This window comes from Azospirillum thiophilum (assembly GCF_001305595.1).
In the GTDB taxonomy this organism is placed as follows: Bacteria; Pseudomonadota; Alphaproteobacteria; order Azospirillales; family Azospirillaceae; genus Azospirillum; species Azospirillum thiophilum.
The window spans coordinates 211937-226354 of record NZ_CP012404.1 but is presented as its reverse complement, the minus strand read 5'-3'; the positions used below and the strand labels follow the sequence as shown (position 1 = coordinate 226354).

The window sequence follows — 14418 nt, the reverse complement described above, 5'->3', positions numbered from 1 at the left end:
GAGGAAGCGCGCTACGCCGCCACCTTCTCGACCTGGCCGTCCAGGCCCATCAGCAGCAGTTCGACCTCCAGGTCGGGATGGCGTTCCTTGACCATCGCCTTCAGCCTGGTCAGGTACTGGCCGTGGACCTCGGCCTCCTTGGCGGGGTCGGGCGACAGGTCCATGCCCAGGAAGACCTTGTAGGCACCGCAGTCCCGGTGGTCCATGACGATCACCCGCTTGATGTGGTGGAGATCCTTGGCGACGGCGACATGGTCCCAGAAGGCCTCGCCCCAGGCCGGCTTCTTGTCGGTCAGGGCGCCCAGGCTGGCGCCGGCCAGGATGACATGGTCGTAGTTCGCCTGCATGTTGCGGGCGTTCATGTAGTCGGCGACATGCCCCATCAGGCGGTAGTCCATGCAGGACAGCAGCAGCGTGTCGACGCTGCCGGCCAGCGCCGGGCGGCTCATCGTCAGCGGCGCCATCAGCGTCACCCCGGCGCCCAGCGTCGCCAGCTTCAGGAACCCGCGGCGCGAGCTGTGCTCGCCATTGTGTCCGCCCTGGCAGCAGCCATGGTGATGACCGGTCGGATGATCCATCGTCGCCTCCCCACGCACCCCGAAGCCTTCCGGGGTTTCACACGCGATGCTGGCGGGAAAATGATGAAGATTTCAATATGGAGGCTTCTTCCAATTCTATCTGTCGGAAAATCCGGCGGCGGGGGCGTCTCCCGCATGGTGCCGATGGTGCCGCTGCGCGCGCCGTGATCCCGCATCCAGGAGGCACGATCCCGCTCACCGGGAATGCGGGCGGATCTCGCCATACAGCGTGACGAGCCGGTCGAGCGTGCCGACCGTCCGTTCCGGAGTCGCGGCGGACAGCGCGAGGTGCATCGCCTCGATGGTCACGAGGCCCGGCGCGTGCAGGGCGACATGCTCGGACTTCACCCGCGGCAGGAGGATGCAGGCCGCCGCGTGGGCGCGCAGCGGCGAATCCGCGCGGCCGAGGATCATGACGACGGGCAGGCCGAGACGCTGCGCCTCGGCCAGCGTCGCCGTCGCCTCGCGGTGCGCCCGCCCGTGCAGCAGCATCAGCAGGACCTGCCCCGCCCGCATGCCCAGCAACTGTTCGCCGAGCGCGATGCCGGTGGCGTTGAGCGCGAGGCCGGGCAGGCCCGAGCGGGAGAACAGCCGCGCCGCGTAATGCGCGATGATGCCCGACGCGCCGATGCCGAAGACGCAGACACCGTCCGCCCCGGCCAGCAGCCTGACGGCGGCGGCCATGGCGCGGCGGTTCTCCGGTTCGGCCAGCGCCTCGGCCGTGCGGCGCTGGCTGTCGATCACGAAATCGATGGCGGCGTCGCAGTCGCCGCCCAGTTCCCGCGCGGTCAGGGCCATCTTCTCGACCGGCGAGTCCGTCTCGCCCAGCCAACCGTCGAGCGTGTCCTTGAGGTCGCGCAACCCGCTGAAGCCGAGCGCCTGGATGGCGCGGATCACCGTGGCGTCAGACGTGCCGGTCTCGAACCCGATTTCCAGCGCCGAGAGGCCCAGCACGGCGTGGCGGTGCGCATCGATGTAGGTGGCGACCGCGAGGAGGCCGGGCGACAACCGGTGCCGGCGCTGGTTGAAACGCTCGGTGTAGAGGTCCTTCACCCGCTTCTGACGCGGTGCGACCTGAGACATGGCGGCAAATCCCCCTGGAACTCTCCGTCCTGTCTATCCCAGAGCAGGAACCGCTTCAATCGCACGGCCTCCGGCCGCCATCTTTCGGCAGCCGTCATTCCGCCGCCGGCCGCCGGGTCAGGTTCGACTGCACCGCCACCACCATCAGGCTGAGCGCCGCGTAGGAGTTGGAGATCGCCTCCTCGCGCGGGATCATGACGTAGCGCCCCTCCCGGCAAGCCTTCAGCAGATCGCAGAAGCCGGGAAGCACCTCGTTCATCAGGGCGATCTCCTCCGCCGCCCCCTTGCCCTGGTCGGAGCGGTAGGGGTCGAAGATGATGTCCGCATCCAGTTCCGGCAGCCGTTCGGGCCCGACCTCGATCCGGTCGTTCTCGGGAATTCCGTCGATCAGGGCGGGAAAGCGGAAACCCGCATCGCGCAGCACCCGGCCCAGGGCGCGGTAGCTGTGATAGACGCTGAGCTTGCCGCGCATCGGCTGCAGGACCGAAACCGTGATGGCGCCGGTGTCCACCTCCGCCCGCAGCCGCTCGATCTGCGCGCGGTAGCGGCGTTCGAGAAAAGCCAGCCGCCGCTGGGCGTGGACCAGATCGGCCAGCTGGCGGTAGAGGTGGGGGGCGCCCTTGCGGTTGTCCAGCGCGACGGTCGGCGCGATCTTCGCCAGCTGCTCCACCGGGGTGGGACGCGAAATCTCGGTGACGATCAGGTCGGGCTTCAGGCGGACGACCGCTTCGAGATCCACGGTGGTGGCGCCGATGAAGACGATGCCGCCAGTGTCGAAATCGACGCCGGTCAGCAGGTCGCTCGACCGCAGCTCCGGCCGGCCGTCGGGACCGATGCGGCCATGGCTGCCCACCGGGAGCACGCCCAGCTCGATCAGCGGAATGGTCACGTCGATGTCGTAGACCGACACGATGCGTTTGGGCTGGGCGGGCACCTCCACCTTGCGGCCGAGGTCGTCGGTGAAGCTGCGCGTTTCCTGCGCCAGCGCGAGCGTGGGCAGGCAGAGCAGCAGGGACAGGAGAAGGCGGATCGGCATCACAGCTGGTTCCTGCGGGTCCAGAGAAGAAGGATCAGCGTCGGCGCGCCGACGGCGGCCAGGACGACCCCGGTCGGCAGTTCGACCGGGGCGAAGGCGCTGCGCCCGATGGTGTCGGCCAGCAGCACCAGCATGGCGCCGATCAGCCCGGTGCCGATCAGCCGGGCGCGGGGCGATCCGGCGGGCAGCGCGCGCGCCAGATGGGGGGCGATCAGCCCGACGAAGCCCAGCCCCCCGGCGACCGACACCGCCCCCGCGACCAGGAACAGCGCCACCAGGAACTGCGCCACCGTGACTGCGCGCAGGCGCGTGCCCAGGCTGACGGCCAGGGAATCGCCCAGCAGCCGCGCCTCGGCGACTGGGCTCGACAGCAGCAGCAGCCCGGCGCCGGCCGCCGTCAGCAGCGCCGCCAGCCGCACCATCGGCCAGTCGGCGGCCTGGATGTTGCCGGCGAGCCAGAGCATCGCGGCCTGGAGGTTGCGGGTCTCCGCCGCCGCCAGCAGGATCGCCAGCACCGCCGACAGGCACCACGACACGCCGATCCCCACCAGCACCAGCCGCAGCCCCGATCCCGCCCGCGCCAGCAGCAGCACCAGCGCCCCCACCGCCAGCCCGCCGCACAGCCCGGCCACCGGCCGCCACCACAGCGGCGTGCCGGGCAGAAGCAGCAGCAGGGTCACGACGCACAGCGCGGCCCCCTCGCGCACGCCCATCAGGCCGGGATCGGCCAATCCGTTGCGCGTCAGCGCCTGCATCGTCGCCCCCGCCAGCGCCAGCATCGCCCCGCACAGCATGGCGAGCCAGACGCGCGGCGCGCGGAAGGCAGACAGGACCAGGCGGCGGCCCTCGTCCGGCACCGCGTCGCCCAGCCCGAGATAGCCGAGGATCTCGCGGGCCGGGATCGGCTCGCTGCCCCGCCCCAGCGCCCAGAAGGCCAGGAGCACCAGCGCCAGGAAGAGGCCCGCCGCCGCCAGCGCCGGACGGACGGGCAGCCGCACCGACAGCGCCCCTGCCCGCCAGACCAGGACTTGAGGATGCGCGCGGCTCATTTCGCCGTCCTCGCGAAGATCCACAGGAACACCGGCGCGCCGACCAGCCCGGTCAGGGCGCCGGTCGGCAGCTCCCTCGGCCGCAGAAGGCCGGTGGCGGCGAGGTCGGCGGCGGTCAGCAGCGCGGCTCCGGTCAGCGCCACCACGATCAGCGCGGCGGCGGACGGGCGGTTGTGCAGCCCCGGCCACAGCACCGGGGCGACCAGCCCGACAAAGCCCATCGGACCCACCAGCGACACCGCCGCCCCGCACATCAGCGCGGCGGCGCACAGCGCCCCGACCCGCAGCCCCGTCGCCGACACCCCGAGCCCCCGCGCCAGCGCGTCGCCCAGGCTCAACGCCGCGAGGCCGGGCGCGATCAGCAGCGCCAGCGCGAAGCCCGCCGCCGCGACCGGTGCCGCCGCCGCCACATGCGCCATCCGCGCCCCGGCACCGTCGCCGATCAGCCAGAAGCGCAGCTCCTCCAGCGTCCCCTCGTCGAGGATCAGGATGACGGAGGTCAGGGCGTTGGCGAGCGCGGTGAAGGCGATGCCGCAGAAGATCAGCTTCACCGGCCGCAGCCCCTGCCGCCCGGCGGACGCGAAGCCGAGAACCAGCGCGAACAGCGCCCCCGCCCCCAGGCTGGCGACGAGCGGCCGCAGGGACGGCCCGACCGCCAGCGCCGGAAAGGCGGTCAGCGCCACCATGGTCAGCGAGGCGCCGGCATTCAGCCCCAGGATGTGCGGCTCTCCCAACCGGTTGCGCAGCACCGATTGCAGCAGATAGCCCGCCGCCCCCAGCCCCGCGCCGGCCAGCATCACCGCCAGCAGGCGCGGCAGGCGCAGCATCGCCAGCATCCGGTGATCGATGTTGCGCGGGTTGTAGGCGGTCAGCAGATCGACCAGCGTCGCCGGTGCCATCGGCTTCGGCCCGCCCAGCAGATGGACCGCCGCCAGCGCCAGCGCGGCGGCCAGCGCCAGGGGCAGCAGCGGCCACGGGCTGCGGCGGGCCGCCTTCACGGGGATCGGCGTCGTGACGGCCGTCATCGACACGCCACCGGCATGGAGGTCGGGGCGGATATCGGCACGAACACCGGCAAGCCGGTTTCGGGATGGCTCAGGCCGGCGACCGGCATGTCGAACACGTCGCCGACGATCGCCGCCGTGCAGGCGGCGGGATGGTCCAGCCGGTGGCGGATGCCGCCGCCCTTCAGGAAGAGGAAGCGGTCGGCGTGCTGCAAGGCGAGGTTCAGGTCGTGCAGCACGCAGACGATGGTGCGGCCATGGTCGCGCACCAGCGTGGCCAGCATCGCCAGGATGTCGATCTGGTGGCGCATGTCGAGGAAGGTGGTCGGCTCATCCAGCAGGATGACGGGGGTTTCCTGGGCCAGGACCATGGCGATCCACACCCGTTGGCGCTGCCCGCCCGACAGGCTGTCCACGCCCCGCGCCGCCAGATCGGCGACGCCGGTCACCGCCATCGCCCGGCCGACCGCCGCCTCGTCCGCCGCGCTCCATTGCCGGAACAGGCCCTGGTGCGGAAAGCGCCCGCGCGAAACCAGATCGAAGACGCTCAGCCCCTCCGGCACCAGCGGCTGTTGGGGCAGCAGGCCGAGCTTGCGCGAGACCGCGCGGGTCGGCAGGCGGGCGATGTCGGCACCGTCCAGCAGAACCGACCCGGCCATCGGCGGCAACAGCCGCGCCATCGCCGCCAGCAGCGTGGATTTCCCCGACCCGTTCGGTCCCAGCAGCACGGTGAAGCGCCCGGCCTCGATCTGGAAATCGGCCCGCTCCAGCACCCGGCGCCCGTCATGGCCCACGGCCAGCCCCTCGACTGCGAGGGGTGGAACCGCAAAGGGGGAGAGCGGGGATCGCGGGGTGTCGTCTCTCGTCATTGGCACCTGTCCCGACAGCATCCCGCCTTAGCAGGATTTCCGCCTGTAGTAGTCAAGCCTTTCCGGCCGCAAAAAAAATTCCGGATGTCGCATCGCCGCCTCCGGGACGCGGCTGCGGGGCGGAAAACCGCCCCCGGCAGGGCCGTTTCGGCCCGATCCGGCGGGGAATCGCCTGGAAATGGAACCGGTCCGCCGGCCGTCGGCGGCGGCGCATTCTTGACTACTACGGCGTGACAGTCGAGCAAGAATGAGAATGAATTGCATGCGCAGCGCATTTCAGGCCCGGCAACCCCAAACCTCCGGCACATGCCTCCGGCACCCTGCCCCCGGCATCGTGCCCCCAGTATCATGCCCATGGAATCCGACATGACGACCAGGACCCGCCTCCGCCCCTTCGCTTCCGCCCGGCTTCTCGCGCTTGCCGCCTGCACGCTGCCTCTGTCGAACGCACCCGCCCTCGCCCAGACGGCGGAGGACAAGGGTCCGAAGCCCATCCTCCTTGCCCCCATCCTGCTGGAGGGCCGGGACGGCACGACCTACACCGCGCCGGTCGGCACCACCGCCACCCGGCTGGAGGTGCCGGTGATGGAGGTGCCGCAGGCGGTGACCACCGTCACCGGGCAGGCATTGCGGGACCGCGAGGCCGACAGCATCGACGACGCGCTGGCCACCGTCAGCGGCGTGACGCAGACCAACACCGTCGCCGGCAAGGAGGACGCCGTGATCCGCCGCGGCTTCGGATTCAGCCGCGACGGGTCCATCCTGACCGACGGGCTGAAGACGGTCCTGCCGCACTCCTTCAACGCCACCGTGTCCAGCGTCGATGTGCTGAAGGGTCCGGCCTCGACGCTGTACGGGGTGCTCGACCCCGGCGGAATGATCAACCTGACCACGAAGAAGCCGGAGAGCCGCTTCGGCGGGACCGCCTACACCCGCTTAGACGCCTATGGCGCCGGGCGCACCGGCGCCAAGGCGGGGGTGGACGCCACCGGCCCGGTCGATGGAACCGGCCTGTCCTGGCGCTTCATCGCCGAGGGCGAGAATGGCGATTACTGGCGCAATTTCGGCACGCGCAAGAGCTGGACGGTGGCGCCCTCGCTGCGGTGGACGGGGGAAACGACCGACGTCACCCTCTCCTACCTGCATCAGGACTACGAGGTTCCCTACGATCGCGGCACCGTCTACGACACCCGGACGGGCCGTTTCGCCGCCATCGACCGCCGGACGCGGCTGGACGAGGAGTTCGGCCGGACCGACGGCGCCTCCGACCTCGCCAAGCTCCTGGTGGACCACCGGCTCGGCAATGGCTGGAAGCTGTCCGCCGGCTATGCGTGGAGCGCCGACGATTTCCGCGCCGATCAGGTCCGGGTTCTCGGCTTCAACGGCACCACCGGCATCGTCAACCGCCGCGCCGACGTGCGCGACGATTACGAGGTGCAGGCGCACGCCGCGCGGCTGGAATTGATGGGCGACACGCGGTTCGCCGGGATGACGCAGGAACTGCTGTTCGGCCTGTCCTACGACCACGAGGCAACCGACCGGACCGCGCTGCAGAATTGCCGGACCAACAGCAGCTTCAACATGTACAACCCGGTCTATGGCCGCATGGCGCCCTGTGCCTATGTGCCGGTCGCCGGGACCGACGAGCATGAGCGCATCGAAACCGCGTCCCTCTACCTGCAGGACCGCATCCATCTGGCCAGGGACTGGATCCTGGTGGCCGGCATGCGGTACCAGGGCTACGACATCCGCGCCGGGCGGGGGGCGGTGGTGAACACCGACACCGACGGCCATGTCTGGCTGCCCAACCTGGGCCTCGTCTGGACCGCGACGCCCGCCCTGTCATTCTATGCCAACACCGCGCGCAGCTTCCGCCCCAACAGCTCGATCACCAGCGCCTACGGCAGCCTGCCGCCGGAGACCGGAACCTCGCACGAGCTGGGTGCCAAGTTCGAGCTGGCGCAGGGGATCACCGGCACGTTGGCGCTCTACACCGCCCGCAAGAAGAACGTCGCCTATGCCGAGACGGTGAACGGCACCACCGTCTACCGCACCGCCGGGCTGGTGCGCTCGCGCGGGGTGGAGCTGGATCTGGCCGGCCAGCTCACCGAACGGCTGCAGCTGATCGGCAGCTACGGCTTCACCGACGCCAAGGTGCTGGACGATCCCGATTACGCCGGCAAGCAGCTGGCGAACGTGGCGCGGCAAACGGCGGCCGTCTATCTCGCCTACGACCATGGCGCGCTGTTCGGGAGCGGGGGCGGCCTGCGCTTGGGCGGCGGCGTGCGTCTGGTCGGCGCGCGGGCGGGTGACAACGCCAACAGCTACGACCTGCCGGGCTATGGCGTCGTCGATGCCTTCGCCGCCTACACCTTCGATACGGCCCGCCCGGTCACCGTGCAGCTGAACCTGAACAACCTGTTCGACAAGACCTACTACACCTCCTCGATCGGCAACTCCGCCTATGGCATCGCCATCGGCGACCCCTTCAACGCCAGCCTGAGGGTCAGCGTCGCTTTCTGACGGGATGCGGCGGCCATGTGGACCGGACGGGCCGCCCGTGCCCGGCCGGTCGGGCACGCCGGGCAGTGCCGCCAGACCCGGAGCCCTAGAACAGGCCCTTGAACGGCAGCTGAGCCGGCGGTTCATCCGCCTTGGCCGCCTTGGCCGCCTTGCGGGCCGCGGGCTTCGCCTTTCCGGGCGTTTTCACCGGTTGTTCGGCGGCGGCCATGGGCATGGGAAGTTCCGGCAGCGATTCGGGTGGAGAGGGGGACGAAGGCTCCATGACGGGCTCCATGACGGGCTCCGGCACGACTGGCTCCAGCGCGACGGGTTCCGCCGCCACGGGCTCCGGAGCGGCAGGTTCCGGTGCGGCTGCTACCGGTTCCGGCTTGCCTGCCTTCTTCTTCTTCGCCGGGCGGCCCGGCGTGAAGCCCACCCCGTCCTTGGCACGCTCCTTGGCCTTGTCGCGGGCCTGGGCCTCCGGTGCGCTCGTGTCGGCGTCCAGCCATTTGCGGCGCTTGATGACCTCGTTCACCCGGCCCTGGTTGACGCCGAGCTGGAAGGCGATCTCCTGCTGGGTCATGCTGGTGGTCTCGTGCAGATGCAGGATTTCGACGGCCAGTTCGGGCGTCATCTTGCGCCCGGTCAGCCGCCGCGCCGGACGGATGGAGCGCTGGCTGCGGTCGCGCGCCCGCAGCGAGTCCAGGATTTCCAGCGCGGCCGTGTTGCCCGCCGCCTTCAGCGCCTCCTCGAACTCCTTCAGCGTCGCCATCAGATCCCTCCCCTCGTCGCCTGCCGGTCCCCCGCCGCAACCGGCAGGATCACAGATAGTTAGGGTTCTGGCGATGGAAAAGACCAGGGAGACAGGACGGCGGGACCGCCGGCAGCCCACCGGCAGCCGGCCGGCCCCGGCGAAGGATCGTCCAAAGCTGTTCACAACTCGCCCATTCCCGTTCAAGCCGGGGGGGCACTTTGTTCAAGCCGGCGGGCGATTGTCGGGGTGCGCCTGCCGCCGGGGTCACGCTCCGGGCGGCAGGCGAGCCCGGAATGAATGAGGCTGAAGGAGCCACGCCCCGTGAAGACCCGTCTGCACACGCTCGCCATCGCGGCCACCTTGTCCGTTTCCGCCATCGCCCTGTCCGGCGCCGTCTCCGGCACCGCCCAGGCCGGCGCCACCTTCGACGGCGTGAAGCAGAAGGGCTACGTCCAGTGCGGCGTCAACCTGGGCCTCTACGGCTTCTCCTCGCCCGACGACAAGGGCAAGTGGTCGGGCCTCGACGTCGACGTCTGCCGCGCGGTCGCCGCCGCCATGTTCGGCGATGCGGAGAAGGTGAAGTACACGCCGCTGTCGGCGCAGCAGCGCCTGCCGGCGCTCCAGTCCGGCGAGATCGACCTGCTGGCCCGCAACACCACCCGCACCCTGACCCGCGACACCGCCAACGGCCTGAACTTCACGCCGACCAACTATTACGACGGCCAGGGCTTCATGGTGTCGTCCAAGCTGGGGCTGAAGAGCGCCAAGCAGCTGAACGGCGCCACCGTCTGCGTGCTGCCCGGCACCACCACCGAACAGAACGTGTCGGACTATTTCCGCGCCAACAAGATGACCTTCAAGCCGGTGGTCATCGAGAAGAACGAAGAGCTGAACAAGGCCTTCTTCGCCGGCCGCTGCGACGCCCTGACCTCCGACGCCTCCCAGCTGGCCGCCATCCGCGCCGCCGAGGTCCAGAATCCCAACGACTACGTCATCCTGCCCGAGCTGATCTCCAAGGAGCCGCTGTCCCCGGCCGTGCGCCAGGGCGACGAGGAATGGATGAACCTGGTCACCTGGGCCTTCTACGCCATGGTGCAGGCGGAGGAGAAGGGCCTGACCTCCGAGACCGTCGACGCCGCCATGACCTCGCCCGACCCGGACGTGAAGCGTCTGCTGGGCGTCACCGCCGGCAACGGCAAGGCGCTGGGCGTGGAGGAGAACTGGGCCTTCAACATCATCAAGCAGGTCGGCAACTACGCCCAGAGCTATGAGCGCAACGTCGGCGCCGGCTCCAAGCTGAAGATGCCGCGCGGCCAGAACGCCCTCTACACCGAAGGCGGCCTGATGTACGCCCCGCCGATGAAGTAAGCGCCTGCCGCGGATGCCCCCTCCCTAACCCTCCCCCACCTTCGGTGGGAGAGGGGACTGCCGCCGCTTCGCGACAGACTCCCTCCCCCGCGAAGCGGGGGAGGGTCGGGGAGGGGGCAATCCGCACCCCCACGCGGCCTCACTCCCCCGCACGGAGCAACACCATGTCCAACCTGATCCAGGCGCTGAACTCCGCGCGCGTGCGGGGGTGGCTGTACCAGGGGCTGTTCCTGGCCGGCATCCTGGCCGTCGCCTGGTACCTCGTCTCCAACACACTTACCAACCTCGCCAACCGCGGCGTCGCCACCGGCCTGGGCTTCCTCGGCCGCGAGGCCGGCTTCGAGATCGGCGAGAGCCTGCTCTCATATTCCGCGTCCGACACCTATCTGAAGGCGCTGGTCGTCGGCCTGCTGAACACGCTGTCGGTCTCGGCCGCGGGCGTGGTGCTGGCGACCGTTCTGGGCGTGCTGATCGGCATCGCGCGGCTGTCGTCCAACTGGATGGTGAACCGCTTCGCCACCCTGTATGTCGAGACGATCCGCAACGTGCCGCTGCTGCTGCAACTGGTGGTCTGGTACACCATCATGAACCGGCTGCCCAGCCCGCGCGAAGCGATGGAGGTGCTGCCGCACGTCTTCCTCAGCAACCGCGGCATGAAGTTCCCGGTGCTGGCGGAGCATGCCGGCCATGGCTGGATCCTGCTTGCGCTGCTGGCCGGAATCGCCGCCGCCATCGGCATCGTCCGCTACAGCCGCCGCCATCGCGAAGCCACCGGCAAGCCCTTCCCCACCCTGCCGGCAGCCGTCGCCGCGCTGCTCCTGCCGCCGGCCGCGATGTTCATCGCCACCGGCGCGCCGCTGGCCTTCGACGTGCCGGTTCTGGCCGGCTTCAACTTCGAGGGCGGCGGGGCGATCACCCCGGAATTCACTGCGCTGCTGATCGGCCTGTCGGTCTACACCGCCGGCTTCATCGCCGAGATCGTGCGCTCCGGCATCCTCGCCGTGCCGCACGGCCAGACCGAGGCCGGGCTGGCGCTGGGCCTGTCGCCGGGTCACATCCTGCGCCTCGTCATCCTGCCGCAGGCGCTGCGCGTCATCGTGCCGCCGCTGACCAGCCAGTACCTGAACCTGACCAAGAACAGCTCGCTGGCGGTCGCCATCGGCTATCCGGATCTGGTCAGCGTCTCCAACACCTCGGCCAACCAGACCGGGCAGGTGGTGGAGGCGGTGGCGATGATGATGGTGGTCTATCTCATCATCAGCCTCAGCATCTCCGGCTTCATGAACTGGTACAACCGCCGCGTGGCTCTGGTGACCCGATGAGCAAGCACTCCCCCGCCGATCAGGCCCCCATTCCCACCGTCGCCATCCCGCCCGCCCACTGGGCCGCCTCCTACGAGGAGGAGCCGTCCCAGGCTTCCGTCCCGCCGCAACCGGGCGGCATGACGGCGCTGAAGCCCTTCGGCTGGGCGAAGGACAACCTGTTCAACACGCCGCTGAACACGGCCCTGACCGTCGCCTGCCTCGTCCTGCTGTGGCTGGTGGTTCCGCCGGCGGCAAGCTGGCTGCTGCTGAACGCCAGCTGGACCGGCGCGTCGTCGGAGGCCTGCCGCGAGGCGGCCGGCGCCTGCTGGACGGTGATCGCGGTCAAGCACCGGCTGATCTTCTTCGGGACCTATCCCTATGACGAGCAATGGCGCCCCTTCCTGGCCTGCGCCCTGTTCGTGGCGATGCTGGGGGCCAGCGGCGTGCGCGCCTTCTGGCGGCCGTGGCTGGCCGGCGCCTGGGCGCTGACGCTGGTCGGCATGGGCGTGCTGATGTGGGGCGGCGTCCTCGGCCTCTCCTATGTCGCCAACGACCGGTGGGGCGGCCTGCCGATCACGCTGATGCTGTCGGTCTTCTCCATCGCGCTCGCCTTCCCGCTGTCGATCCTGCTGGCGCTGGGCCGCCAGTCGTCGCTGCCGGCGATCCGCACCGTCTGCGTCGGCTTCATCGAGACGATGCGCGGCGTGCCGCTGGTCAGCGTGCTGTTCATGGCGTCGGTGATGTTCCCGCTGTTCCTGCCGGAAGGCGTCACGGTGGACAAGCTGCTGCGCGCGCTGGCCGGCATGACGCTGTTCACCGCGGCCTATCTGGCCGAGGCGGTGCGCGGCGGCCTGCAGGCGATCCCCCGGGGCCAGTACGAGGCCGCCGACGCGCTCGGCCTGTCCTATTGGCAGAAGACGGCGCTGATCGTCCTGCCCCAGGCGCTGCGCATCGTCATCCCGCCCATCGTCAACCAGTTCATCAGCGCCTTCAAGGACACCTCGCTGGTCACCATCGTCGGCCTGTACGACCTGCTGACCGCCGCCACCGTGGCGACGACCGACCCGGAATGGCGTCCCTACTTCGCCGAGGTCTACATCTTCGCCGGGCTGATGTTCTGGATCTTCTGCTTCAGCATGTCGCGCTACAGCCAGTGGCTGGAGCGTCTGGCCAACCGCTACACCAGCCGCTGACCGGCCCGCCGGAGAGCCTCTTGGAGAACGACCAATGACCGAGACCGCCATCATCGAACTCCGCAAGGTCGGCAAGTGGTACAACAGCTACCACGCGCTGCGCGACGTCAGCCTCAGCATCGGCAAGGGCGAGAAGGTCGTCGTCTGCGGACCCTCCGGGTCGGGCAAGTCGACGATGATCCGCTGCATCAACCGGCTGGAGGCGCACCAGACCGGCCACATCATCGTCGACGGCATCGAGTTGACCGACGACGTGAAGGCGGTGGAGAAGATCCGCCGCAAGGTCGGCATGGTGTTCCAGAACTTCAACCTGTTCCCGCACCTGACCGTGCTGCAGAACCTGACGCTGGCCCCGATCTGGGTGCGCGGCATGGCGAAGTCCGAGATCGAGGAGATCGCCATGATGTACCTGAAGCGGGTGCGCATCCCCGACCAGGCGCACAAGTTCCCCGGCCAGCTGTCCGGCGGCCAGCAGCAGCGCGTCGCCATCGCCCGCGCGCTGTGCATGCGGCCCGAAATCATGCTGTTCGACGAGCCGACCTCGGCGCTCGACCCCGAGATGGTCAAGGAGGTGCTCGACGTCATGACCGAGCTTGCCGGCGAGGGCATGACCATGGTCTGCGTCACCCACGAAATGGGCTTCGCCCGGCAGGTCGCCGACTCTATTGTCTTCATGGCCGAAGGCTCGATCATCGAGAGCGGGTCGCCGGCCCAATTCTTCGAAAACCCGAAAAGCGAGCGCACCCGCCAGTTCCTCGGCCAGATTCTGGAACATTGATCCGGAAACGGCGCGGCGGACGGCGAGCAGGCGGAAGCGGACAAGAGGACCATGCCGGCGACCATTGCCATCACCGACGACGACGCGGTGACGCGGGAGACGCTGAAGTCCTACCTGATGGACGAGGGCTTCGACGTCCTGCTTGCCCGTAGCGCGGAGGAGCTGAAGGAACTGCTGGCCGTGGCCACGGTGGACCTCCTGCTGCTCGACATCCGGCTGCCGCGCCAGGACGGGCTGACCCTGACCCGCGAACTGCGCGCGGGCTCCGAGATCGGCATCATCCTGGTCAGCAGCCGGGCGGAGAAGCTGGACCGCATCATCGGGCTGGAGATGGGGGCCGACGACTACATCGCGAAGCCCTTCGAGCCGCGCGAGATCCTGGCCCGGGTGCGGAACCTGCTGCGCCGGCTGCGGGCGCCGGGCGACCGGCGCGACGACCGCCGCCGCCTGTTCGCCGGCTGGACGCTGTGGCTCGACCGCATGCGGCTGACCGACCCGCAGGGACAGCCGGTGCGACTGACCGGGGCCGAGTTCGAGCTGCTGTCGACCTTCGTCTGCAACCCGGGCCGGGTGATGAACCGCGACTATCTGCTGACGGCGACGACCCGGCGCAAGTCCGACGCCACCGACCGCACCATCGACAGCCTGGTCCGCCGGCTGCGCCGCCTGATCGAGAGCGATCCCGCCGACCCGCGGCTGATCGTGACCGTGCATGGCACCGGATACCTCTTCGCCGGCGACGTCACGCAGGACGGCTGACCGCCTCCATACCGACCCCGAGCAAACTCCCCCGTCGCTACAGTCTCGCGGCGGCCACGCGCTCGGCAGCCTGGGCCACGGAAGCCGCGAAATATTTTCGCCGGCTTCCGTGGCCTTATTTTTATGCATCCGGCGAGGCAA

At 69.7% G+C, this 14418-nt stretch carries 13 protein-coding genes; 6 read left to right on the top strand and 7 right to left on the bottom strand.

Annotated elements, in window-relative coordinates:
- Positions 1–11 precede the first annotated feature (11 nt).
- From AL072_RS23875 to AL072_RS23850, 6 genes are all read right to left on the bottom strand, one after another.
- Complete coding sequence (locus AL072_RS23875; RefSeq protein WP_045583626.1) at positions 12–578, bottom strand: carbonic anhydrase; 567 nt, start codon at positions 576–578, stop codon at positions 12–14.
- 195 nt (positions 579–773) lie between these two features.
- Complete coding sequence (locus AL072_RS23870; RefSeq protein WP_045583627.1) at positions 774–1661, bottom strand: MurR/RpiR family transcriptional regulator; 888 nt, start codon at positions 1659–1661, stop codon at positions 774–776.
- 94 nt (positions 1662–1755) lie between these two features.
- Positions 1756–2697 carry an ABC transporter substrate-binding protein gene (locus tag AL072_RS23865; protein ID WP_045583628.1) on the bottom strand — a complete coding sequence of 314 codons (942 nt, stop codon included), beginning with the start codon at positions 2695–2697 and terminating at the stop codon, positions 1756–1758.
- Positions 2697–3746, bottom strand: a complete 1050-nt coding sequence (locus AL072_RS23860) for a FecCD family ABC transporter permease (RefSeq protein WP_045583629.1) — start codon at positions 3744–3746, stop codon at positions 2697–2699. The genes AL072_RS23865 and AL072_RS23860 overlap by 1 nt, the downstream gene beginning before the upstream one ends.
- Positions 3743–4771, bottom strand: a complete 1029-nt coding sequence (locus AL072_RS23855; RefSeq protein ID WP_045583630.1) for a FecCD family ABC transporter permease — start codon at positions 4769–4771, stop codon at positions 3743–3745. The genes AL072_RS23860 and AL072_RS23855 overlap by 4 nt, the downstream gene beginning before the upstream one ends.
- Positions 4768–5619, bottom strand: a complete 852-nt coding sequence (locus AL072_RS23850; protein WP_144428359.1) for an ABC transporter ATP-binding protein — start codon at positions 5617–5619, stop codon at positions 4768–4770. The genes AL072_RS23855 and AL072_RS23850 overlap by 4 nt, the downstream gene beginning before the upstream one ends.
- A gap of 366 nt (positions 5620–5985) precedes the next feature.
- Between AL072_RS23850 and AL072_RS23845 the strand changes: the two genes are divergently transcribed.
- The gene (locus tag AL072_RS23845; RefSeq protein ID WP_158511090.1) at positions 5986–8142 is read left to right on the top strand and encodes a TonB-dependent siderophore receptor; all 2157 of its coding nucleotides are present in this window, start codon (positions 5986–5988) and stop codon (positions 8140–8142) included.
- Between the two features lie 85 nt (positions 8143–8227).
- Here the strand turns inward: AL072_RS23845 and AL072_RS23840 are convergent, their stop codons facing one another.
- Complete coding sequence (locus AL072_RS23840) at positions 8228–8893, bottom strand: hypothetical protein (protein ID WP_045583632.1); 666 nt, start codon at positions 8891–8893, stop codon at positions 8228–8230.
- A gap of 279 nt (positions 8894–9172) precedes the next feature.
- On the opposite strand from AL072_RS23840, the gene AL072_RS23835 reads away from it, so the two are divergent.
- The 5 genes from AL072_RS23835 (at position 9173) to AL072_RS23815 (ending at position 14277) form a co-directional block, all read left to right on the top strand.
- Complete coding sequence (locus AL072_RS23835; protein ID WP_045583633.1) at positions 9173–10243, top strand: amino acid ABC transporter substrate-binding protein; 1071 nt, start codon at positions 9173–9175, stop codon at positions 10241–10243.
- A gap of 164 nt (positions 10244–10407) precedes the next feature.
- On the top strand, positions 10408–11565 hold the full coding sequence (locus tag AL072_RS23830; protein ID WP_045583634.1) for an amino acid ABC transporter permease: 1158 nt from the start codon (positions 10408–10410) through the stop codon (positions 11563–11565).
- Complete coding sequence (locus AL072_RS23825; RefSeq protein WP_144428358.1) at positions 11562–12740, top strand: amino acid ABC transporter permease; 1179 nt, start codon at positions 11562–11564, stop codon at positions 12738–12740. Before AL072_RS23830 ends, AL072_RS23825 begins: the two co-directional genes overlap by 4 nt.
- Before the next feature lie 34 nt (positions 12741–12774).
- Positions 12775–13518 (top strand): amino acid ABC transporter ATP-binding protein, encoded by a 744-nt coding sequence (locus AL072_RS23820; RefSeq protein ID WP_045583635.1) that lies wholly within the window; start codon positions 12775–12777, stop codon positions 13516–13518.
- Positions 13519–13569: 51 nt separating this feature from the next.
- Positions 13570–14277 carry a response regulator gene (locus AL072_RS23815; RefSeq protein WP_045583636.1) on the top strand — a complete coding sequence of 236 codons (708 nt, stop codon included), beginning with the start codon at positions 13570–13572 and terminating at the stop codon, positions 14275–14277.
- Positions 14278–14418: the final 141 nt, after the last annotated feature.

Coding starts and splice junctions, on each gene's coding strand:
- AL072_RS23875 (WP_045583626.1), bottom strand. CDS start 578: ATGGATCATCCGACCGGTCATCACCATGGCTGCTGCCAGGGCGGACAC.
- AL072_RS23870 (WP_045583627.1), bottom strand. CDS start 1,661: ATGTCTCAGGTCGCACCGCGTCAGAAGCGGGTGAAGGACCTCTACACC.
- AL072_RS23865 (WP_045583628.1), bottom strand. CDS start 2,697: ATGCCGATCCGCCTTCTCCTGTCCCTGCTGCTCTGCCTGCCCACGCTC.
- AL072_RS23860 (WP_045583629.1), bottom strand. CDS start 3,746: ATGAGCCGCGCGCATCCTCAAGTCCTGGTCTGGCGGGCAGGGGCGCTG.
- AL072_RS23855 (WP_045583630.1), bottom strand. CDS start 4,771: ATGACGGCCGTCACGACGCCGATCCCCGTGAAGGCGGCCCGCCGCAGC.
- AL072_RS23850 (WP_144428359.1), bottom strand. CDS start 5,619: ATGACGAGAGACGACACCCCGCGATCCCCGCTCTCCCCCTTTGCGGTT.
- AL072_RS23845 (WP_158511090.1), top strand. CDS start 5,986: ATGACGACCAGGACCCGCCTCCGCCCCTTCGCTTCCGCCCGGCTTCTC.
- AL072_RS23840 (WP_045583632.1), bottom strand. CDS start 8,893: ATGGCGACGCTGAAGGAGTTCGAGGAGGCGCTGAAGGCGGCGGGCAAC.
- AL072_RS23835 (WP_045583633.1), top strand. CDS start 9,173: ATGAGGCTGAAGGAGCCACGCCCCGTGAAGACCCGTCTGCACACGCTC.
- AL072_RS23830 (WP_045583634.1), top strand. CDS start 10,408: ATGTCCAACCTGATCCAGGCGCTGAACTCCGCGCGCGTGCGGGGGTGG.
- AL072_RS23825 (WP_144428358.1), top strand. CDS start 11,562: ATGAGCAAGCACTCCCCCGCCGATCAGGCCCCCATTCCCACCGTCGCC.
- AL072_RS23820 (WP_045583635.1), top strand. CDS start 12,775: ATGACCGAGACCGCCATCATCGAACTCCGCAAGGTCGGCAAGTGGTAC.
- AL072_RS23815 (WP_045583636.1), top strand. CDS start 13,570: ATGCCGGCGACCATTGCCATCACCGACGACGACGCGGTGACGCGGGAG.